Genomic DNA, 21,203 nt, shown 5'->3' on the forward strand with positions numbered 1-21,203 from the left:
GGCAGGTATCGCCAGAACGCGACGATAATCTAGGGGGGCGTGCGTGTCAACCGAAACGGGCGCTAATGCTAGCCTTTGGGCAGGGAAACATAGAAGCGCGTGCCGGCGGCGGCGTCGTCGGGGACGCGGCTTTCCACGCGAATTTCGCCCTCTAGGGCGCCGATCGCCGCTTTGACGATGCTCATGCCCAGCCCGAGGCCGTGTTTCTGTTTCGAGAAGCGGGTGTAGCGGGCGAAGATGCGGTCCTGCAATTCCTGCGGAATGCCGTCGCCGTTGTCTTCGAGGATGACGGTCCAATGGCGGCGGTCCTCGGATTCGGCGACAGAGACGCGCACTTCCTTGAATTCGCTCGAGTTATGGCGCAGGGCGTTGGAGAACAGATTGACGAATATCTGCGCGGCCAAGGGGTGCCCCAAAACGTGCTGGTGTGGCTCGACATCGACGCTGAAAACGTATTTTTCGTCGGCGAATTGTTCCCGCACGGTATCGGCAGCCTCGTCGAGTAACTGGCGCAGCGGCAGGGGCACGAAAGTGTCGGGGTCGAGCCGGCGGATCATCATCAATTCGCGAACGCGATCGATTAACGCCGAGCCGCGTTTCGCGTTGGCCAAGGCCTTTTGACGATAGGCGTCGTGCGCTTCGTCGAGCGAGCCGACCATGGGGTCGCCCTGCAAGTCGAGATTTCCGATGATGGTATGGATTAGGTTGTTCACGTCGTGGGTGAGGACGTCGTTGAAGAATTCCGCGGCGTCTTTTTCCGCGACCAACGCTTGCTGCAACTGAATGCGCAGCCTGAGGTCGCGGACAAAGGACAGGCTGGCCGGCCGACCTCGATACGCGAAGGTGACGGCGTTGAGTTCGGTACGGACCGGGTGGCCGTCTTTGGCCATCAGCCTGCCTTGGTAGATTTCTTTGGTCAGTTCGCCGGTGATGCGCCGGTTGTAGGCACCCATGAACAATTCAATGTCTTCCGGATACATGATCGCCTGAATAGGTAGGCCGAGCAGGTCCGAAACTTTGTAATCCAGCATGTCGGCCAGCTTTTTGTTGACGAACTGGAAAACGCCGTCCTGACTGATCATGATGCCGTCATTCGCGCTTTCGACCAACATGGAATATTTGCGCTCGCTCTCGCGCAGGTCCTGCATCAAGCGGTTTTTTTCGATGGCCAGAGCCATTTGTCCGGCGATGGCTTCAAGCAGGGCGAGGTCTTCGAATTTCAACGGGCTAAGCGGCATGTAGAAGAAAATGCCGACCGCTTGGCCCTTGTTGACCAGCAGCACGGCCTCCGCACCCTGCAGGCGATGACGTTGCAGGTCGGCGTGAATGTCCGGCGGCAAAAACTGCAGGTTGTCCATGCGCAGCGGGCCGGGCTCGGAGGCAGCGCGTTGCAGCCAGGCTGTGTCGTAGGAGTATTCGGCCAGGCGGACAATGATTTCGCGGGGTACACCGCGGTGGACCGCCAGCTTCGCAAGATGCTCGTCGCGATGAAGCAGAAAAACGGCGGCGGCGCGCAGTCTGAGGTTCTGCATGGAAATCAGAACGAGTTTTTCCAGCAGTGCTTCCAGATCGCCGCCAACCGCAACCAAGGCGCTGACGCGGCCTAGGGTGGCTAACTGCCGATTACGGGCTTCGAGGGCCACCTGCGTCTGCATTTCATCGGTGATGTCGTGCAGCAACATGATGGTGCGGATCGGGTGGTTCTTGACGGGCCGCAGCGTCGAGCTGGTAAGCGTCGCCGTGGTTTCGGAACCGTCCGGACGGCGAACGGAAACCCGCAAGGTGAGGCTATCGGTGGTTTGATCGGCGAGTTCCATGTCATCGAGATCGTGAGGGGATTGGACGAAATCGGTCGCTAACCGGCCCTGCAGATCCGCGCCGCGCACGCCGAGCATGGATAACACGGCACCGCCTGCGAAACGGATTCGCCCATGTTCGTCCAGTAGAAGAAACACTTCCCGCAGCGCGCCCAGAACAGACGTGAAGAACCACTGGGCGTCCATGTCAAAGGGAAACGAATCCACCCCGTCTACCCGGTCGGGTGACATGAGCCCTCCTTATCGCTGCGTCGGATGTCGGTTGTTATGCATTATTGTAGGCCGTCGGGCGGGGGGATTCCAGCCTGCCCGCCGGAGCCTCTACAAAGTCGCTTTCATCCAGCCAATCACGTAGTCGACAAACGACTGCTCAACTTCCAGTGATGGGTCGGCGTACTCTCCGATAGTTCCCTCTGAGGGAAGGAAGAAGTGATTAAGCCCTTTGAAACCCTTGAAAGTGTAGCGATCGGTGCCTTTGAAGGCCGCGACGAACGCATCGGCGTGCTGCGGGAAAACCTGCAAGTCCTTGTCGGGATGGATGTGCAGAATCCGCGCGCTGGATTTTTTGAGGTCTTCGATCGGGGTCATACCGAACCATTCGCGGTAGACGTCCAGGTACACCGAATGACCGCCGTAGACAAAGAACTCGCGATCGGGTTGCTCGCGGGCAATGCGCATCAATGAGATGACAGGGTGGCGCTCCCACGACCCGGCCTGGGGACGGTTTTCGATTTTGATGCGGTGTTTGATCTGTTCCACGGCCAAGTCCGACAAGGGGACGTCGGAGGGGGAAAGGAGCACCACGGCTTTTACGTCCGGTCGCTTGGCGGCGACCATGATCGCCACGTTGGCTCCTTCGCCGTGTCCAATGATGCCGATACGGTCGGGATCGATATCGTCCCGTTTTTTCAGAAATTCGATTTGTGCAGTGGCGTCGAGCGCTTGGACCGAGAGACTGTTGCGGGCGAAATCGCCGGCGCTTTCGCCGACGCCGCGGTCATCTAAGCGCAGCACGGCGAAGCCGGATTCACTAATGCGGTCGAGCCATTCGCCGGTCCGAACGTTTACATTGCCCGACAATGAATTGCCGTCGCGGTCGTGCGGGCCGGCATCGGAGAGAAAGATCAGCGCCGGTAAACGCGCTTCAATACCGCGTGGTTTGGTCAGCAGGCCGCCGAGCTGTTCGGTTTGACTATCGAGGTTTACCGCTTCGTTAAGAACGTTCTCGCCGAGCGTTCTTACGGGTTGCACCTCAGGTGCGCGTTCACCGTCGTACTTGGCCAGTTCGGCGGCGTAGCCCTGCATGGGCGATTCGATGCGCAAAATGCGACCCTTGGTGTCGGCCCAGACGATAATGCCCACGTCACCGCGATTCACAAAGTATTTGTTGGCCATGAAGTAGCCGTTTTCGAGGGAGACGGCTTCGCGACCGATCTGCTTGACGTACACCGGGTCGGCGATGCGCAGTTCCGAGGCGACCACCGTCGCGAATCGCTGCTGGCCGCCGGTGCGGTGCGAATAACGATGAATCAAAAAGTGCAAGTGATGCCACACGCCGACATCAACCAGCATCGTGGAAGGCGTGATGTTCAGTCGCGTTTCCTTTTTCCGTGGTCCTTCACGGGTTTCGATCAGCAGTTCGTCGCCGTTGTAGGTGGCGAACAGGCCTTGCGGCAATTGACTGACGAAAACCTCGCGCTGGTAAGTATGAATGGGCCCGTCGAGAGTTCGCAGAACGAGCCGCGTGTAGTCCTTGGCTTCGGTTTTATCCTGCCGCACGGTCCCGTGCGAACTGGACGTGACGCGGCCGTCGCTCTCGAAGGTGATCGTGAATTTCTCCGCGCCGACAAGCTTGCCGTTTTCCGTAATCTTGAAGGTGCCGCTGATCTCCTCGTCGGCCCAGGCGAACGACGCCACGCACAGCACGATGAGCAGGGCGATTGAGATTCGAAAGCTTCGCATACACTTCCTCCATTGGCAAAGCAAGATAGCATAACTAGCAGGTTTTTTCTTTGAATTCCAGTGAATAGCGCACCGTTGCGAGACGGCGGTGAGCGTGTTAACTTTCCCTGACACCCATTTTCCACAAGGAGACGCTTTATGATCCAGCGGTGGACAATGTTCTGTGTGGCGATCGTGTTTGTGGCTGTTTTAATTGCCGGTTGCGGCCACACGCAGTTCAAGGGAGCGCTGGATCGCGGCCTGGCGCCGCCGGCGGTGGGCAAGAGCGAAATCCCCATTTTCGATTACGATCGCTCTCCGGTTGATATCAGCTTGGAGTTTAAGCGCGAGACGGCGACCTATCGCCAGTATTTCATCAAAATCCGTAAAACGGATCTGGATGGTCTAAAGAATAAAAAGGCGCGTGCGTTCTATTTCGAGCAGAAAAACACGACGCATAAGACGCCGGGCTTGATCTGTCTGCCGCCGACCGGGGGGCCGATTGAGATTGCCGAGACGTTCGCCCGCTCGTACGCCGAGCAGGGGTACAACACGTTGGCGTTTTACCGGCGGGAGCGCTTTTTCAATGCGCAGAAGGATTTTGAATACAATTCGAAATTGGTGCGCCAATCGGTGATCGACGTGCGCCGCGGCATCGATTTCTTGACGTCTCGGGAACCGGTGGATAGCGACCGCATTGCGGTGATGGGCATGAGTCTGGGAGGGATTCTCGGAGCGCTGGCCACGGCGGCCGACGGGCGCGTCAAGGCAACGGTCATGCTGGTATCGGCGGGCGACTTGATTGAGGTGATGCGCACTTCTCATTACGGGCGTGTGGCGAAGTTCCGCGACGCGATGATGAAGCGATACAACCTGCGAACGCGCCAGGAATTGATCGACTTCGCCGAGCCGCGGATGCGGAAGATCGACCCGATCACGTATGCTGATCGCATTGATCCGGCGCGCCTGCTGATGATCAACGGTTACCAGGACAACATCATCAAGATATCCGCCGCGCGGTCGACGTGGGATGCTTTCGGGCATCCGGAATGGCGGACGCTACCGGTCGGTCATTACAGCGCGTTCGCGCTCGTGCCGCTGGCGAAAAAGTGGACGTTGGAACATTTCCAACGTATACTTGATCCAGCCTTGTAGCTTCTTGAAGGGTTCGTCGATGGTTAAACACTTCGTCTTGGATACTAATGTCTTGCTCCACAATCCACGCGCGATGTTCCTCTTTGACGAGCATCACATCGTCATTCCGATCACCGTGATCGAGGAGATCGACCGCTTCAAGAAGGAACTGACGGAAATCGGCCGCAACGCTCGATTGACCAGCCGGTTCTTGGACGAGTTGCGTTTGCAGGGCAGCTTGGTCGACGGCGTACCGCTGGAGAGCGGCGGTTCGGTGCGGGTGGATGTGAGCGCCCACCAGGACGACCGGATTTCGGACGTGCTGTTCGAACGCAATGCGGATCGGCAAATTCTTTTGGCGGCCCTTCATGTCAAAAAGACCATGGAGCAGGAGCACAGGAACGAGCCTGTGATTATGGTCACGAAGGACACGAATCTGCGCATCAAAGCCCATGCACTCGGGTTGGAAGTCGAGGATTTCGAAAATTCGAAGGTGAATATCGAGGAACTCTACACGGGATACACCGACGTGATGGTACCCGGTGAGTTGATCAAAGCGGCGTACGCCGACGAGGAGTTCAGTCTTGACGCGGTGCGGGAATTCTACCGGCCCGAGCCGATCGGGAACGGTGAGCCGACCGAGGCGGACCTGCGCCTCTACGCCAACCAGTTTCTGCACTTGATCGACGAGGCCGACCCGAAAAGCAGCGCGTTGGCCCGGATCGATATCGACGGCAAACGGGTCGTGCTGCTCAAGAAAATGAAGCACGCGATCGTCAACATCAGCCATCGCAACCGCGAGCAGCGGTTCGCATTCGATTTGCTGCTCGACGACCGCATTCGCCTCGTTACCCTCGTGGGCATGGCGGGCACCGGCAAGACGCTTTTAGCGCTGGCCGCGGGTCTGCATAAAGTCGTGCACGAGGCGGTCTACCAGCGGCTGCACGTAAGTCGGCCGATCCAACCGATGGGCCGTGAGTTGGGTTACCTGCCGGGCGATCTGGAAGAAAAGCTGCGTCCGTGGATGCAGCCCATTTTCGACAATCTGGAGTTCCTGCTTTCGAGCGCGACCGACAAAGCCGCGCAGTTTACGCGGCTCAACCAATACATCGACGAGGGCCTACTGGAACTCGAGGCGCTCACGTACATTCGCGGCCGCTCGATTCCGAACGTTTATCTGCTGATCGACGAGGCGCAAAACCTGACTCCCCACGAAATCAAAACCACGATCACGCGGGCGGGCGAAGGCACCAAGATCGTGCTGACCGGCGATCCCTATCAAATCGATAATCCGTACCTGGATTCCAGTTCCAACGGCCTGACCTACGTCGTCGAACGGCTGAAAGGGCAACCGTTGGCGGGACACATCACGTTGAGCAAGGGCGAACGCAGCCCACTGGCCGAATTGGCGGCGCAGGTGCTTTAGAAATCAATGGCCAAGAAAGCCGCGATTCTAATTGCGATCTTGTTTGGGTTGTACTGCCTGTTTTCGCTGGCCTACTTCTATCTTTTCGCGCATTTTCAAACCGGCGAACAGGAATTGCAGTTCCGCGAAGCGGACGCGAAGACCCTCGTGGTTACCAACGAACGGGGCCTGATTCAAATCGAGGGGGAAGAGCGAGACACGGGCGAGACGAGCTTGACGAAGATCGTGGACCCGCGGCTTCCCTGGCTCGGCGATTTGCTATTGTCGCAGGTGACCGCCACGTCGCGGCGCGATGGTGACACGTGGTATGTCGCCGCCGATGCCCCGCGGAATTGGCGAGGCTCGGCAAAGGTCGATATGCAATTCTTCGTGCCTGCTTCCATGGCCGTTCAGGCCGAGAGTGTCGAAGCGAACGTCACGGTGCGCGGCGTCAGCGGACCGGTGCAGGTGAATCAAACCGGCCCCAGCGCCGTCGTTCTCGAGGATGTAACGGGCCCGACCGTCGCTTCGGTGGGAAGCGGTACGCTACGGGCGTCGCTCGGTTCGTTCGACGAGCACATCTCTCTGTCGGCGCGTGAGGGCAAGTTGCTGGTCAACCTCAACAGCCCTCATCCCGGGCCGATGAAGATCGAGAGCAAGTCCGCAAATATCTTGATGATGGCGCAAAGCAACGTCAACGCGACGCTGTCGTACCGTAGTCGCGGCGTGATTTTCAATCAGTTCGATCAGGAACGAGTCGATCCCGCGCGTGGTGACGGCGAGTGGATCGTGATGAAATTGGGCACCGGCGGCGTAGCGATCGTCATCGACGGCGGCGACGGCGACCTGACGATCCAGTATTTCGACGACGTGGAAGACTAGGCCGTCGCGGGGGCCGGTTCTTCACCACGCAAGGCGAGAAGGGTGGTACCGAAGATCACGACGCCGATGCCCACCGCGTGCGCGACGCGAACGTTTTCGCCAAAGATCGTCAACGCGGCGAGGATCGGCAAAATCGTGCTGATGATCGTGACCACCGGAGAGACGACACTGGCCCGGCCGTTGGCAAACGCGGTTTGTAACGCTGCGCCGCCGACGATGTTCGTGGCGATGATCACGAATACCGGGTAATCGGTAATCAGGCTCCACCACACTTCCGGCCGGGCAAACGAAAACGGGCCATCCACGTCGAGGATCACCCGTTGCGTGAGCAGCTTGCCCATCAGATTCGCCAGGCCGAAATTTAAGCCGGCGGCCAGCGACAGCGTCATTTCCACCGAGACGTTCAGCCGCTTGAGCATAAACGATGCGGCGATCAACACGACGCTGACAGCGGTGAACGCCAGCAAGGGGCCGTTGCCCGGTATCCGCGCCGTTTCACCCGTCGCGCCAACGCTGACGATCACTACGCCGCCGAGGATCAGGGCGATGCCCAGCCATTCGACCGGTCGCACTTTCTCTTTCAAGAAGGTGACGCCGATGACCGCCGCGACTACGCCGGTCAGGCATATGATGGGTTGTACAATGGAGAGGTCGGCGGCGCCCAAGGCCGTGGCGTAGCTGACCATCCCGCCGATCATGAACAGCAGCCCCAGAACCCAAAGCCAGTTTCGAACGAGCGTGAGCAGGATACTGCCCACTTGGCGGATAAAGCCGGCGAGCGAAATTTGCGGGAAGCTGGTGGCCATGCCGTGTTTTTGCATAACCGTGCCCACACCCCAGAAAAAACTGGCAAGTACGGCAAGCAGTATGGGGTTCATGCGACCTCCGTCGTGATGGAAGACTCCAAAATAAAGTGATTCGCGCGGGTGTCAACTTGGCCGATAGTGTCCTAAAATACTTGCCTAACGACGAACAGGAAAAAGAGGCCCGGAACGATGCCGAACAAGATGCTGGCCAAGGGGTATGTTCAGGTCTACACCGGCAACAACAAAGGTAAAACGACCGCCGCGCTGGGGTTGGCTTTTCGTGCGTGGGGCCGCGGGCTCAAGACGTATATCGGTCAATTCATGAAGGGGCAGGATTACGCCGAATTGACCGCGGCGGCTAAAACCGACGGCCATATTATCATTGAGCGATACGGCAAAAACACTTTCATCCACGTGAAGAATCCGCCGGACCCGGATGACATCGAGTTGGCCAGTGCCGGTTTCGAAAAACTCAAAGCCGCTCTGATCGGCGGCGAATACGACATCATTGTGGCCGACGAAATCAACACGGCCCATTATTTCCATCTGCTCACGGTGGAGGATATGCGCGAGTTGATTCGCCTCAAACCCGACGGGGTGGAGTTGGTTTTCACCGGCCGCTATTGCCCGCCGGAAATCATCGACGCAGCCGACCTGGTCACCGAGATGGTCGAAATCAAACACTACTGGCAATCGGGCGTGGACGCCCGCGATGGGATCGAACGATAGCGCATGGGTAAACTGAAGTACTTTCTACCGTTTATCTTGGTGCCGCTGGCGGCTGTGATCGCACTATTTGCGTGGAAATATTTCTCCGACCGGGTAGAAGGGTCGGTGGAGGCGCGATCTTATTTCGCGTCACCGGGCGCAGGATTCGTCGGCGCGCCGGTTCCCTCGGGAGCCGAGCCGTTAAGCCGGCACGCGTTTGATTTTTCCGAGACGAATTTCGAGTTTCCGCAAGAGTGGTGGTATTTCAACGCGCACCTGCTGGACGAGCGTAATCGCCGTTATGGGTTGATGATCGCCATGCTCAAAACCGGGCAGTTGCTCGGGTCGTTCACGCTGGTGCATCACGAACTGCATTTTCCTTTTCAGACGACGGGCTTGGTGGAATTGAATCCGCGTTTACGAGCGGTGACCGCACCGATGAGCATGCTCCTGCAACCTTACGCCGACCGTTTCGAATATGAGTTTCGCTTCAAGCACAAGGTCGCTCAAGTCACGCTGCGATTGCACGCGAACAAGTATCCGTTGCCGGTTGGCGGTACGGGGAACATTGCGATGGGCAAGGCGGGCCGCAGCTACTACTTCTCGCTCACGAACATGGATGTCAGCGGACGCGGACGCATTCGCGGCACGGAAGTGTCGTTGACCGGCAAGGGGTGGATGGATCACCAGTGGGGCGAGTGGGAGGACCGCGAGTTCGACAAGTGGTACTGGTACTCGATTCAACTGGCCGACAACACCGAAATCATGATCTTCGAGTTCCTCAAGTTAAGCCAGGTGGTGGCGCCGATTTGCGACATCGTCTACCCCGACGGAACGGTTAAGCACGGCTTGAAATACGAAATCGAGCCGATGAAAACCTGGGTCAGCCCGAAAACCGGACGGAGTTGGCGCCTGGGTTGGAATGTTCGCATTCCGGAAGTCGGTGCCGATCTGGAAATGGTGCCCGACCTGATTAACCAGGAAGTGACCAAGTCGCTGTGGGAGGGCGTGTGCCACGTCGACGGGACTTTCGCGGGCAAACCGACGCGCGGTTTGGCCTTCTACGAAGCGCGCCAACGCACCTGGTAGACTAAATAATTCCCGCTTTCAATAAATCGTGCAGGTGAACGATGCCGATGATTCGCTCCGGCTCGCCGCTTTCATAAACGAGCAGCACGCTGATCGAATTCTGCTCCATCACATGCGCCGCTCGCGTGGCCAAAGCTCCGGCCCGAATTGCCTTAGGGTGCGGCGTGACGACGTCGCCGGCCGTCAACGTGTGTAACGCGCCGTGCTTTTGCAGGGCGCGCCGCAGATCGCCGTCGGTCACGATACCGACGAGCTTGCCGTCCTCGTCGTCGACGACGGTCGCGCCGAGACGCTTGCCGCTCATCTCAATGAGCACTTCGGTCATGGCGGTGTCGCGCCGAACGCGGGGCAGCGCCTCGCCGCTGTGCATGAGATCGGCGACGCGGGTCAGGAGGCGTTTGCCCAAGGCCCCGGCCGGATGGAAGCGGGCGAAATCCTCTTCGGTGAAACCGCGTTCTTCCAGCATCACGACAGCCAAGGCGTCGCCCATCGCGACCTGCGCGGTGGTGCTGGCGGTCGGCGCCAGGCCCAGCTTACAGGCTTCTTTTTGAACGCCGGTATCGAGCACAGCGTCGGCGGTTTGCGCGAGGCGGGACTCCAAGACGCCCGTCATCGCTACGATCGGCACGCCCAAGCGCCGTAGTACCGGCAACGTGACGATCACTTCGTCGGTTTCGCCGCTGTTGGACAGCACGAGGGCGACGTCGCTTTTGTGCACCATGCCCAGGTCGCCGTGCGCCGCCTCGGCGGCGTGCAGGAAGAAGGAGGGCGTACCGGTGCTGGCGAAGGTGGCGGCGATTTTCGCGCCGACCAGGCCTGATTTTCCCATGCCGATCACGACGACCTTGCCGTCGCAAGCGAGCAGGATGCCGATGGCGCGGACGAAATTCTCGTCAATGCGATCGGCCGTGGCGCGCAGGGCGTCGGTTTCGATCTGCAATACCCGGCGGGCGCGATCGATGATGGTCATGTGTTTGTCTCCTTGGTCCAGGCGCGTCGTACGGTCTCCAGATCAGCCGGCGTGTCGACGCTGACGGTCGCGTGTGCGGTGAGCGGGCAGGCGATGCGCACGCCTCTTTCGAGGGCGCGGAGTTGTTCGAGGCGTTCGATCATCTCCAGGCGCGACGGCGGCCATGTGGCGTACTCGAGCAAGAAATCGCGCCGGTAAATGTATAAGCCTAGGTGTTTGTCCATGTGCGGCGGCGGCGTATCGGCCACGCGGTCGAAACGGCCGTCGCGGTAGGCAAGTGAATCGCGCGGGAAAGGAATCGGCGCACGGGAAAAATAAAGCGCGAAGTCGTTTTCATCGACCACGACCTTGACGCAGTTGGGGTCGAAGACTTCGGCTTCGCTTTCGAGGTGCGCGCGCACGGTGCCGAAGCGCAGGCCCGGCGTGGCGTCAAAGGGGGCCAGAGCGTCGTCGAGAATGCGCGGGTCAAACATCGGCTCGTCGCCTTGCACGTTGACGATGAGCTCGAAATCGAGAGTGGCGGCAACCTCGGCGATGCGATCGGTGCCGCTGCGGTGATCGTCGCGGGTTATCACGGCGTTAAAACCGGCGTCGGTTACCGCTTGACGGACGCGCTCGTCGTCGGTGGCGACCACGACGTGGCCCAGGCGAGGATGCTTCGCCACGCGTTCGACTACGCGCACGATCATCGGCTTGCCGTGCAAGTCGGCCAAGGGCTTGCCGGGCAGGCGCGAACTGGCGTAGCGGGCTGGAATGATCGCGGCAATTGTCATGGTCCGTCACTTCCGTGTTTGCGCGAAATGTACCAGAAAAGGGGCCGAATGCAACTTCACGCCTCCGGAGGCGGAGCAAAGTGGCGGTCGATAATCGCCGTACCCACCGTATCGCCCCAAACATTGACCGTCGTACGGCAGCGGTCGAGGAACCAATCAATCGACAGGATGATGTATATCCCTTCCTCGGGGGCGCCGACGGCGCTGAGCACCATGACCATGGTGACGAGCCCGGCTTCGGGGATTGCCGCTGCGCCGATGGCGGCGAGGGTTGCGGTGAGCCAGATCACGATAATCTGGGGGATGCTGAGATCGATGCCGTAGGCTTGGCAGATGAAAATTACGGCGACGGCTTCATATAGCGCCGTGCCGTCCATGTTGATCGTGGCGCCGAGCGGCAGCACGAAGCCGGAGGTTCGCTCGGATAGGCCGGCGTTTTGTCGGGCGTCGCGCAGCGTGATCGGCAGTGATGCGGCACTGGAGGCGGTCGTGAAGGCGGTGAGCAAGGCTTCGGAGAATTGTCCCGCCTGACGAAGAGGATTGCGCCGCGCGAAGAACACGAGCAGCAGCGGCAGGATAATCACCGCGTGAATCATTAGGCCGGAGATGACCGTCAGTGCGTAGCGCAGTAATTTTGCCAATTCGTGACCGACAACCGCGCCGCCGCCCGCCTCACCGATTTTCGCGGCGACCAAACCGAAAATGCCGATCGGCGCGAGCCAGATGACGATGCGCACGAACTTGAAAATGGCTTCGTTAATGATCTCGACCAGTTCGATGATTTTCGCGCCGCGCGAACCCAGCGTGGTGAGCAGCCCACCAAAAATCAGCGAGGCGACGATCAAGCCGAGAACCCGACCCTCGGCGGCTGCGGCAAAGAGGTTGGCGGGCACCATGTCGCGAAAGACGTCAAAGAGCGCCTCGTACCAAGGCATCGAATGCGGCAGCGTGCGCACGGCGTCGGCGGCGGTGTCGGCACCGATTCCCGGCCGTATGATCAGCACCAGGACGATACCCAACGACACGGAAATCAGGGTCGTCGAGATGTAATAGGCGAGGGTCGCGCCGAAGGTGCGCCCGATCTTCCGCACGTCGCCGAAAGCGGCGATGCCCAGAATCATGCTCGTGACCACAATCGGCACCATGACCATTTTCAGCAGGCGAATAAACAGGTCACCGAGTAAATCTACAAAGGCGGCGGCCACGGCGACTCCGGGTTGGGTCCAGTAGGGGCCGCCGAACCCGCCGACGAGAAAACCGAGCGTCGCGCCGCTCAGCATCAGGACCGGCAAGAGCCAGGGGCGCTTTTTCGGCGTTGATTTCCATGGCGCGGCTTGTGACACCGGCATCGTTGTCTCCCCTGCTTGCGTGGATAGGTTGCTGTGGACAAAATAGTCCAGTTGGGATTTTCGTGCAAATTTGCAGCAAATACGGTAAATTTCGCCGAGAGATATTTATCGATAGTACCGTAACAAGGGCAAAGCGGATGTTTGCAGGCGACTTAAAACAGTTTTTTCGCGGTGCGCTTACCAGGCGCAGGCTGCATTTGACTTCCTTCGACCCGGCGAAACATTCGGTGGAGCAGGTACGGAGTATTGCATCCTTGGCCCTGGAGGCTGATACCGACGGCTTTTTGGTCGGTGGCTCCACGGGCGTCACGCACGCCATGGTCGAAGAAGTTTGTGCTGAGATACGAAACGTGGTCGACAGGCGGTATCCCGGCCCTTCAAGACCGCCGATTGTGCTTTTCCCTTCGAACGCGGACACCGGCGTGGCTGCCGCGGCCGACGGCGTGTTGTTCCATTCCCTGCTGAATTCACGCGACGTGCGCTTTTTAATTCGTGAGCAAGCCAAGGCCGCTCCCTACCTGCCGGCGTTGGGATTGCAGCCGGTCGGTTGCGGCATGATCGCCGTCGAACCGGGCGGCACCGCGGCGCGCATCGGGCTGGCGGACTTGATTGCCTGCGACGACTGGCAAAGCGCGGTCGGCTATGCAGCGGCGGCGGCCGCCTTCGGTTTCACTTTGGTTTATCTCAACGCCGGATCCGGCAGCGCTCAGCCCGTACCGGCTGAAATGATCGCGGCGGTCAGCCGCGTGGTCGATGCGCCGCTGGTCGTGGGCGGTGGTGTGGTGGACGGCGCCAAAGCCGCGGCGGCGGTGGGCGCGGGTGCGGACATCATCATTACCGGAACCGCCATCGAAGAGAATCCGCGCGTCGGCGAGACGCTGGCGGCGATCTGCGCGGCGGTGCATGCCGTGCCGTCCAAACAGGCCGGAGCCACGGAATGAAAATCACGCTTGTCGCCCCGGCTTCCGAGGTGTCGCGCCGGGTGGGCCGCAAGCCGAAAGGCACTTCGTATTTCCACTATTACAAGCTGGGTATCGCGACGATCGCCGGAGCGACGCCGCCGGATATCGAAGTGGAAGCGATCGACGAGATTGTCGACCTGTGGGACCCCCGCACGCACGAAACCGACGCGGTGGGCATCAGCGTGTTGACGGCGCTGGCGCCGCGGGCCTACTCGATCGCCGCGCAATTTCGGGAACGCGGTATTCCGGTTGTGCTCGGCGGTATGCACCCGACTTTTCTACCCGCCGAGGCCGCAACGCACGCCGACGCAATCGTCATGGGGCAGGGCGAATTCGTCTGGGAACAGGTGTGTCGGGATTTGCAGAACAACACGTTACAGCCGGTGTACGACTCTTGCACGAACCCGAACGAAATCAGCGTTCCGCGGGCGCGGCGCGAAATATTCACGAACCCGAAATACCCGCCGCTGGACATCGTTCAGTTTTCGCGCGGCTGCATTCACAAATGCCGCTTCTGTTCGGTCAACGCGTTTTTCGACGGCAAATACCACTGGCGGCCGATCGATGAGGTCAAGGCCGAGTTGGCGACGTGCACGCGCAAGCACCTGATGGTCGCCGACGACAACCTTTACGGCTATCGCGAGTATTGCCTGGAGGCACTCGCGGCCCTGGCGCCACTGGGCAAGTATTTAGGGATTCAGGCGACGGTCGACATGGCCTTTGACCAGGAAGTCATGGATGCGGCGGCGGCGGCAAAGGTTGGCGCGATATTCGTCGGCATCGAGAGCGTGGTGAGCGAGTCGCTCGCCGAGTCGGCCAAGTGGCACAACGAGGTCGACAAATACGCCGACGCGATGGCCGAATTTCATCGGCGCGGCATTTTCGTGGAGGGCGGCTTGATGTTCGGCTTCGACCACGATGAACCCGACGTGTTCGAGCGCACGATGAAGTTCGTCGACAACATCAGGCTCGACGTGGCGCAGGTGGCGTTCGTGACGCCGATGCCGGGCACCGTGCTGTTCGATCGGATGCAGGAAGAAGGGCGCATTACCGACACGAACTGGGCGCACTACGACTGCAACCACGTGGTGTTCAGGCCCACGCGCATGTCGGCGCTCGAACTGATGAACGGCGTGGAATGGTTCCGTGAAAAATACTATTCCTTAACGGAAATCGCCCGCCGCGCCCGCCGTGGTATGCGGTGGTTCGATCCGATCACGCTGGGCACGCAAATCGCACTGAACTGGGGCTTTCGCCGCAATCACGAGTTGGGATTGGATTATCCGCCATGAGCAAGCCGCGTTTGTTTTCACGCCGGTGGTGTTTTGCCCACCGCGTTGAGTTGGCCAGCCTGATCGGCGGGGTCGGCTTTCTCTTCTACCTGTGGAGCGGCGATTCGCTGCTGCGGGATGCGGCCCGGTGGCTGCAAGTCGAACACGACGCTTTCGTGCGCGGCGGCTACTGGCTGCTGGCGGCCATCAACGTAGTCGCGTCGATCATTCGCATCTGGGCGGGAGGAACGCTGGGCGGTGCGCGGATGATGGCCGTCGATGTGCAGACCGACGGGCTGATTACCGGCGGTCCCTATCGGCACGTGCGAAATCCGATCTATCTGGCCGATATTCTGACGCTCGCGGGCATGGCGCTGGTGGTTCCGTGGCCCGGGGCGGTGCTTGTCTGCCTGCTCTTGCCGGCGACTTATCTAGCCGTGATGTCCTACGAGGAGGAGCGCCTGACCGCCGAACTGGGCGAGCCTTACGTCGAGTTCAAACAAGCAGTGCCGCGGCTCGCGTGGAAGTTTGCCCCGTGGCGCGACGGGCGCGGCGGCGGCGCTTTTTCGTGGCGCGAGGGTCTGGAGAATAATTTCATCTACCTGCCGCTGGTGCCCGGATTCGTAGTGTGCGCCGTCACGGGCGTGTTGTGGCACGGCGTGCTTGTCGGCGCGATTGGTCCGGTCGGGTGGGTGGCGCTGCACTTCTGGCGAAACTTCAAACCCGGCGGTTTGGCGAGGCGCGAAGGTCATGACGAAAATCACGCAAGTTGACGTCGCCGTCGTCGGCGGCGGACCGGCGGGAAGCCTGCTGGCCGAACGGCTGGCGGCTGGCGGCGCGCGCGTCGTCGTTTTCGATCACTCGCACCCGCGTGAAAAAGTTTGCGCCGGCGGCATTTCGGCACGCGCCCGCGCCATGTTCCCCGAATTGGAAGAGTTGGTACCGCAAGGCAAGACCGGCACGGAACTGCGCCTGGTAAGCCCCGGCGGTCATCGGGCCAGGGTGCGCGGCAAAGGTCGCACCTTTGCGATCGACCGGACGATTCTCGATAAGGCGCTGCTTGACCGCGCGGTTCAGGCAGGGGCCGAGTGGCGGCAGCAAAAAGTGTTGAGTTTCGAGAAGAGCGCGGAAGGGTACGTCGTCCAAACGGCGCACCGGGTGATGGGAGCGCGTATCATCGTGGGCGCCGACGGAGTTCACTCGCTGGTGCGGCGGCATTTCGCGGGCGCTATCGCGCGGGAGCACCTGGCCCTGGGCGCGCACGTGTTGGTGGAAGATTTCGCCGCGCCGTCGGCATTGATCCGCTTTCTCGGCGACCGCCGCGGCTACGCGTGGGTGTTCAACCGGCGGGACAGGGCATCCATCGGCGTCGGGATGCCGCAAAGTCACAAGGACGATTGGCTCGAGCAACTCGCCAACTTTTTTGCCGCCCAGGTGTTGGACCGCACGATGCCCAGGATTCAGGGCTGGACGCTGCCGCAAGCCTCAACCGCTGAATTCTTCCGCGCCCCGGTGGCGGGCGACGATTGGCTTTTGATCGGGGACGCCGCGGGGCATGTCGATCCGCTTTCGGGCGAAGGGATATGGTACGCGCTGTGGGGCGCAGCGCTGGCGGCGGAAGCGATTCTGGCCGGTCGACCGGTGGATTTCGATCGACGTTGGCGCGAGGCCTACTTGGCGAGATTCGAGAAACACATCAAGCAAGCCGCGTATCTGACCAAACCACGTTTGCTCGACGCGGCGATTCTTGCCGCAAAATTGCCGGCCGTCGGCGGGCTGCTGTTCAACAAGCTGGCCGGTTCCTAATTCTCACACTTGCGGTGGTTGCTCACGCCTGGCGTCGCGCCGGAATAGGACCAGATTGTTCGTGAAGACCAGCCCCGTGGCGATGAGGTCCGGTAGGAAGGTTCGTCGGCGCGGCAGGGGCGGCGGCGAGAAACGGCGCAGGATCGTCCGCAGGGTTGTCACTTCGCGGTTGGCTTTCCAGTACAGTTGCGTGAGTCGTTCCGGCGAGAGGTTTCTTGGCCGGAAGACGCAGGTGTACGAGTCGTAGCGCGACCAGTCGCGGGTCAGCAGGCGGCCTTCCTGGGCGAAGCGGTCGAAAAGAGGCGTGCCGGGAAAGGGCGTCAGCAGATACAGCGAGATGATGGGTAGACGCTCGGTGGTCATGAACTCGATGTTTTCGGCGATGCTGGCCTCGGTGTCGGTGTCGAAACCCATGATCATTCCGGCCAGCACCAGCACACCGTGGCGGCGGTAGCGGGTGATGAGTTCGCGGTACTGTTTCGGGTCGTTGACGGCGGCCTTGTTGATGGACGCGAGATTTTCGGAGTTGACGTTTTCGATGCCGCACACGGCCATTTGGAAGCCGCTGCGGGCGGCGAGGGCGAGTAGGTTCTCGTCATCGGCGAAATTCAGGTTGAGTTGCGCCGACCAGGATATCTTCAGCGGGATCAGGGCTTCAAACAGTTCGCGGGCGTATTTCGGGTCGGCTGCGAGGTTGTCGTCGACGAAGAAGACGTAGCGGCTCGTGGCGCGTATGGCGCGGATATCCTCAATGACCTGCTCGACGGGTCGATGCCGGTACGTGTGGCCGTAGACGCTGCTGACCGTGCAAAATTCGCAGCGATGCGGGCAACCGCGGGTCGTCTGGATCGGGCGCAGCAGGGTGTAATAGCGGTTGTTGCGAATCAGATCGAAGCGCGGCGCGGCGAGATCGTCTAAGTCGTGGAGGCGGTCGGCACAATAGCGTGGCTGCAATCGGCCGGCCGAAAAGTCGTCGAGCAATTGCCGCCAAACATACTCGGCCTCACCGAGAACGAGCGTGTCGGCATGGCCTTCGGCTTCCTCGGGATTCAACGTGACATGCGCGCCGCCGAGTACCACTTTTACGCCGCGTCGCCGGAAGTGGTCGGCGATTTGATAGGCGCGCGGCGCACGCTGCGTCAAGACGCTGATACCGACCAAGTCCGCGGGCTCGCGGCCCGTCACTGCGTCGAGCGCGTCGACCTGGACCGACACGTCCCACTCCGGCGGCGTCATGCCGGCCAGGTAGGGCAAGGTCAACGTGCGCATTCCTTCGCGTGCAATGCGGGCGGGCATGCCGTTGGGCCGCAGCTTGGTCGGCTCGATAAGCAGTAGTCTAGGTTTTTCCATCGCCCCACTTTATCCAAAAGCGGCGACCTTCTCCACCGGTGACCCCTCAAATAATAGTTTTTGAATTGACGGCCGTTCATCCGCATGCGTATTATTGCGGCGGGGGTACAAAAGGAGGCACGGTGCAGATTTCAAAATGCCCGCGCAACTGGTTATGTTTGCCCACCTGCCGTTTCCGGACTGTCCTCGGCTCGTTTTTGCTCGTCCTACTTATTGCGACATCAGCGTTTGCCGCGGCCGGCGTTCACAAAGCGCCTACGGTCCACGGTGTGATGTGGGAACATGAAGGCCAACGGATTCTGCACGTCTGGGGCTCGCCTTACGAGATGGGTTTCGCACACGGGTATTTCCTGGGAGACGGCATTTTCGAACTGATGAGCGTGTACGCTTTTCCGCCCGAAGGCGCGTCGCCATGGCTGTATGAGTTGGCGCGGATGTTTATTATTTCGACTTTCGAATTCGAGGACGCCGACATGCTCGCCGAGGCGCGCGGCATTTTCGACGGGATGATCGCGGGCGGCGTCGACCCGTACGCGGACGTTTTGGGCCGCGACATGGATGCCTGGGATGTGATCACGTTCAACGGCCTCAACGACATCAAGGCAGCGTTTTGCGCCACGATTGTGGCTTGGGAGACCGCCACGGCCGAGGACCCCGAGCTGGGCGGCGAGTTGGTTGTGGCGCACAACACGGATTTCATCGACGAGACGTGGGAAGCGCCGATGTTGATCGCCGAGCATTCGATCGTGATTTCCTACGCGCCCGACGATCCGGCCCGGCAGCGCTTCATCACCATCGGCAACTCCGGCACGCTGGGCCCGCCGGTCGCGTTCAACGAATCCGGCGTGGTGGCGATCCTCAACAGCGGCCTGGCGCTCAATGAAGTGCCGGATCGCATTCTCGACCCCAAACCGCAACTGGCCGGTTGGGGCGCCCGGCACGCGATCAGCGCGGCGGATGTCAATGGCGACGAGATTTACGATATTTCGGATTTCTTCGCCTATCTGGAGACCGAGCATCTGTTCACGTCGTTGTTGGAGCAGGCCGTTGGCGTACGCGGCGCGCAAGACCCACCCGCGGCGGTGCTGGAAATTTCGAATATTCTACGCACGATGCGCTATCCGGCGGATGATCCGAACTTCTACCCGGACATTTTCGTTATTTTGAATTGGGAGGATAAGCTCGTACCGGAGCGCGAGGAGCGGCACCAGGAACGGTACGACGCGGCGGTGGAGTTGGTAAACAACACGTACCAGCGACGTTTGAGCGTGGAGAATGCCTGGGATTTTCTTAACAACATGCAGGCGGCGATCGAAAACACGGCGACGATGCAGTCGATGATTTTCCTTCCGGAGCGCATGCAATTCGGATTGGCGCTTTCGGACACGGACGCCTTTGCACCGGAGAAAGAACCGGTCTGGTACGATTTTGAGGACTTGTTTCCGGTCATGGATGATGACGACGACGACAACGACGATGACAACGATGTCTTTATCGACGACGACGATGATGATGACGACGATAGTTTTGACGATGTGGAAAACAGTGATGATGACGCGGCAGATGATGATAATGATGGCCGCGCGCATGGAGGTTGTTTCTAACTATGGCGAAAAAACGTTTGTTGTTGGTACTCCCGAGCCACTTCGGCCGGGACGGCGAATTGATCACCGTGAAGAAAGCTTCCCTCAACCTGAATTTGAGTTTGGTGACTGTAGCGGGATTGACGCCCAGTGAGTATTTCGACATCGAAATCATGAACGATTACGTGCACCCTGTGGACACCTCTACACCGGCCGACCTCGTGGCGATTTCCACGCTGACGACCACGGCGGAGCGAGCCTACGAACTGGCCGACGGTTTTCGGGCGCACGGCGTGACGGTCGTTCTGGGCGGTTATCACGTGTGGGCTTTTCCCGACGAGGCCGCGGCGCACGCCGACTCGATATGCATCGGCGAGGCGGAGATGGTTTGGCCCGAGGCCGTCGATGATTTTCTGCGCGGAGCCTTGAAGCCGAAATACGTGGCAGACGGGCCTGCGTCACTGGCCGGTCAGCCGGTGCCGCGTTACGACTTGATCAACAAGCAGGACTACAAAATCGAAGTGTATCCGGTCGAATCCTCGCGCGGTTGTCCGCTGAATTGCGACTACTGCGCGGTGACCGCCTATCACGGCGGGCGGCATCGCTTGAAACCGGTGGCGGACGTCGTGCGCAACATCAAGTCGACCGGCAGCCGTTTCATCGCCTTCACGGACGACAACATCATCGCGCAACGCGACTACGCGCGAGAGTTGTTCAAGGCGCTCATACCTCTGGATATTCGATGGATGTGTCAGAGCACGATGTACATGGCCGACGATGCGGAGTTGATCGACCTGGCGGTGCGAGCGGGGCTGCGGTTCTCGTGGATGGGCATTGAGTCGATCAATCCGGCGGCGTTGGCCGAGGTGCATCGGCGCATCAATCAGGTGGAGGAATTCGAGCGGCGCATCGAAGAGTTCAACCGTCGCGGCGTGCTGGTTGGGGCGAACATCATCTTCGGTTTCGACCAGGATGTTCCGGAGTCGTTCGACGCGACGTACGAATTTTTGGTGCGTAACAAGGTGTTCCCGTTTTTGTATATTTTGACGCCGGTTCCGGGTACCAAACTATTTCAGCGCATGGAGGCCGAGGGGCGCTTGTTGCACCGGAAGTGGTCGCGCTATACGGGATACGAGACGGTTTTCAAGCCGAAGAATCTAACGCCGGAACAGCTCGACGATTTGTACTTCGAGACGCTGGCGCGACTTTTCACCTTGCGCCACAATTTCAATCGCTCCCTGTCGAAGATACGCTTGCGAAACCTAAAGGAAGATTTCTTCGTTCAGTTGGGGGCGTTCGTCGTCGGCAGTCAGGTCGGCTACGCGGCGCGGCACCGCATTCCCGACTACTGGTAAGC

Annotated in this window: 18 protein-coding genes; 11 read left to right on the forward strand and 7 right to left on the reverse strand. The window is 60.1% G+C overall.

Going from position 1 to position 21,203, the window contains the following annotated elements:
• Positions 1-68: 68 nt before the first annotated feature.
• The gene (locus P9L99_03795; GenBank protein ID MDP8222458.1) at positions 69-2,048 is read right to left on the reverse strand and encodes a PAS domain S-box protein; all 1,980 of its coding nucleotides are present in this window, start codon (positions 2,046-2,048) and stop codon (positions 69-71) included.
• A gap of 90 nt (positions 2,049-2,138) precedes the next feature.
• On the reverse strand, positions 2,139-3,779 hold the full coding sequence (locus P9L99_03800) for an alpha/beta hydrolase (protein ID MDP8222459.1): 1,641 nt from the start codon (positions 3,777-3,779) through the stop codon (positions 2,139-2,141).
• A gap of 138 nt (positions 3,780-3,917) precedes the next feature.
• On the opposite strand from P9L99_03800, the gene P9L99_03805 reads away from it, so the two are divergent.
• From P9L99_03805 to P9L99_03815, 3 genes are read left to right on the forward strand one after another with little or no spacing between them, the layout of a single operon-like run.
• Entirely contained in the window at positions 3,918-4,913 is a 996-nt protein-coding gene (locus P9L99_03805) for a dienelactone hydrolase family protein (protein MDP8222460.1), read from the forward strand.
• 19 nt (positions 4,914-4,932) lie between these two features.
• Positions 4,933-6,318, forward strand: a complete 1,386-nt coding sequence (locus tag P9L99_03810; GenBank protein MDP8222461.1) for a PhoH family protein — start codon at positions 4,933-4,935, stop codon at positions 6,316-6,318.
• A gap of 6 nt (positions 6,319-6,324) precedes the next feature.
• Complete coding sequence (locus P9L99_03815) at positions 6,325-7,179, forward strand: hypothetical protein (GenBank protein MDP8222462.1); 855 nt, start codon at positions 6,325-6,327, stop codon at positions 7,177-7,179.
• On the opposite strand, the gene P9L99_03820 is transcribed toward P9L99_03815, so the two are convergent.
• Positions 7,176-8,057: an EamA family transporter gene (locus P9L99_03820; GenBank protein ID MDP8222463.1), complete on the reverse strand. Its 882-nt coding sequence runs from the start codon at positions 8,055-8,057 to the stop codon at positions 7,176-7,178. The two genes, P9L99_03815 and P9L99_03820, sit on opposite strands and share 4 nt — an antisense overlap.
• Before the next feature lie 117 nt (positions 8,058-8,174).
• Here P9L99_03820 and P9L99_03825 point away from each other — a divergent pair, with 117 nt between their 5' ends.
• Positions 8,175-8,714: a cob(I)yrinic acid a,c-diamide adenosyltransferase gene (locus P9L99_03825; GenBank protein MDP8222464.1), complete on the forward strand. Its 540-nt coding sequence runs from the start codon at positions 8,175-8,177 to the stop codon at positions 8,712-8,714.
• A gap of 3 nt (positions 8,715-8,717) precedes the next feature.
• The gene (locus P9L99_03830) at positions 8,718-9,782 is read left to right on the forward strand and encodes a lipocalin-like domain-containing protein (GenBank protein MDP8222465.1); all 1,065 of its coding nucleotides are present in this window, start codon (positions 8,718-8,720) and stop codon (positions 9,780-9,782) included.
• Between the two features lies 1 nt (position 9,783).
• Here the strand turns inward: P9L99_03830 and P9L99_03835 are convergent, their stop codons facing one another.
• From P9L99_03835 to P9L99_03845, 3 genes are read right to left on the reverse strand one after another with little or no spacing between them, the layout of a single operon-like run.
• Positions 9,784-10,752, reverse strand: coding sequence for a KpsF/GutQ family sugar-phosphate isomerase (locus tag P9L99_03835; GenBank protein MDP8222466.1), 969 nt, complete (start codon positions 10,750-10,752; stop codon positions 9,784-9,786).
• Positions 10,749-11,525: a 3-deoxy-manno-octulosonate cytidylyltransferase gene (gene kdsB, locus P9L99_03840; GenBank protein ID MDP8222467.1), complete on the reverse strand. Its 777-nt coding sequence runs from the start codon at positions 11,523-11,525 to the stop codon at positions 10,749-10,751. The genes P9L99_03835 and kdsB overlap by 4 nt, the downstream gene beginning before the upstream one ends.
• Positions 11,526-11,581: 56 nt before the next feature.
• Positions 11,582-12,874, reverse strand: a complete 1,293-nt coding sequence (locus tag P9L99_03845; protein ID MDP8222468.1) for a dicarboxylate/amino acid:cation symporter — start codon at positions 12,872-12,874, stop codon at positions 11,582-11,584.
• 137 nt (positions 12,875-13,011) lie between these two features.
• Here P9L99_03845 and P9L99_03850 point away from each other — a divergent pair, with 137 nt between their 5' ends.
• From P9L99_03850 to P9L99_03865, 4 genes are read left to right on the forward strand one after another with little or no spacing between them, the layout of a single operon-like run.
• Positions 13,012-13,815 (forward strand): phosphoglycerol geranylgeranyltransferase, encoded by an 804-nt coding sequence (locus P9L99_03850; GenBank protein ID MDP8222469.1) that lies wholly within the window; start codon positions 13,012-13,014, stop codon positions 13,813-13,815.
• The gene (locus P9L99_03855) at positions 13,812-15,128 is read left to right on the forward strand and encodes a cobalamin-dependent protein (GenBank protein MDP8222470.1); all 1,317 of its coding nucleotides are present in this window, start codon (positions 13,812-13,814) and stop codon (positions 15,126-15,128) included. Before P9L99_03850 ends, P9L99_03855 begins: the two co-directional genes overlap by 4 nt.
• Positions 15,125-15,880, forward strand: coding sequence for an isoprenylcysteine carboxylmethyltransferase family protein (locus tag P9L99_03860; protein MDP8222471.1), 756 nt, complete (start codon positions 15,125-15,127; stop codon positions 15,878-15,880). The genes P9L99_03855 and P9L99_03860 overlap by 4 nt, the downstream gene beginning before the upstream one ends.
• A complete protein-coding gene (locus tag P9L99_03865; protein MDP8222472.1) occupies positions 15,858-16,913 on the forward strand; it encodes an NAD(P)/FAD-dependent oxidoreductase in 1,056 nt (351 codons plus the stop codon). Before P9L99_03860 ends, P9L99_03865 begins: the two co-directional genes overlap by 23 nt.
• A gap of 3 nt (positions 16,914-16,916) precedes the next feature.
• Here the strand turns inward: P9L99_03865 and P9L99_03870 are convergent, their stop codons facing one another.
• Positions 16,917-18,263 carry a radical SAM protein gene (locus P9L99_03870; protein ID MDP8222473.1) on the reverse strand — a complete coding sequence of 449 codons (1,347 nt, stop codon included), beginning with the start codon at positions 18,261-18,263 and terminating at the stop codon, positions 16,917-16,919.
• Positions 18,264-18,385: 122 nt separating this feature from the next.
• On the opposite strand from P9L99_03870, the gene P9L99_03875 reads away from it, so the two are divergent.
• Both P9L99_03875 and P9L99_03880 read left to right on the forward strand, forming a co-directional pair.
• Entirely contained in the window at positions 18,386-19,867 is a 1,482-nt protein-coding gene (locus P9L99_03875) for a hypothetical protein (GenBank protein ID MDP8222474.1), read from the forward strand.
• A 2-nt stretch (positions 19,868-19,869) separates the two neighbouring features.
• Positions 19,870-21,201: a radical SAM protein gene (locus P9L99_03880; GenBank protein MDP8222475.1), complete on the forward strand. Its 1,332-nt coding sequence runs from the start codon at positions 19,870-19,872 to the stop codon at positions 21,199-21,201.
• Positions 21,202-21,203: the final 2 nt, after the last annotated feature.

It is taken from the genome of Candidatus Lernaella stagnicola (assembly GCA_030765525.1).
Classification (GTDB): Bacteria; Lernaellota; Lernaellaia; order Lernaellales; family Lernaellaceae; genus Lernaella; species Lernaella stagnicola.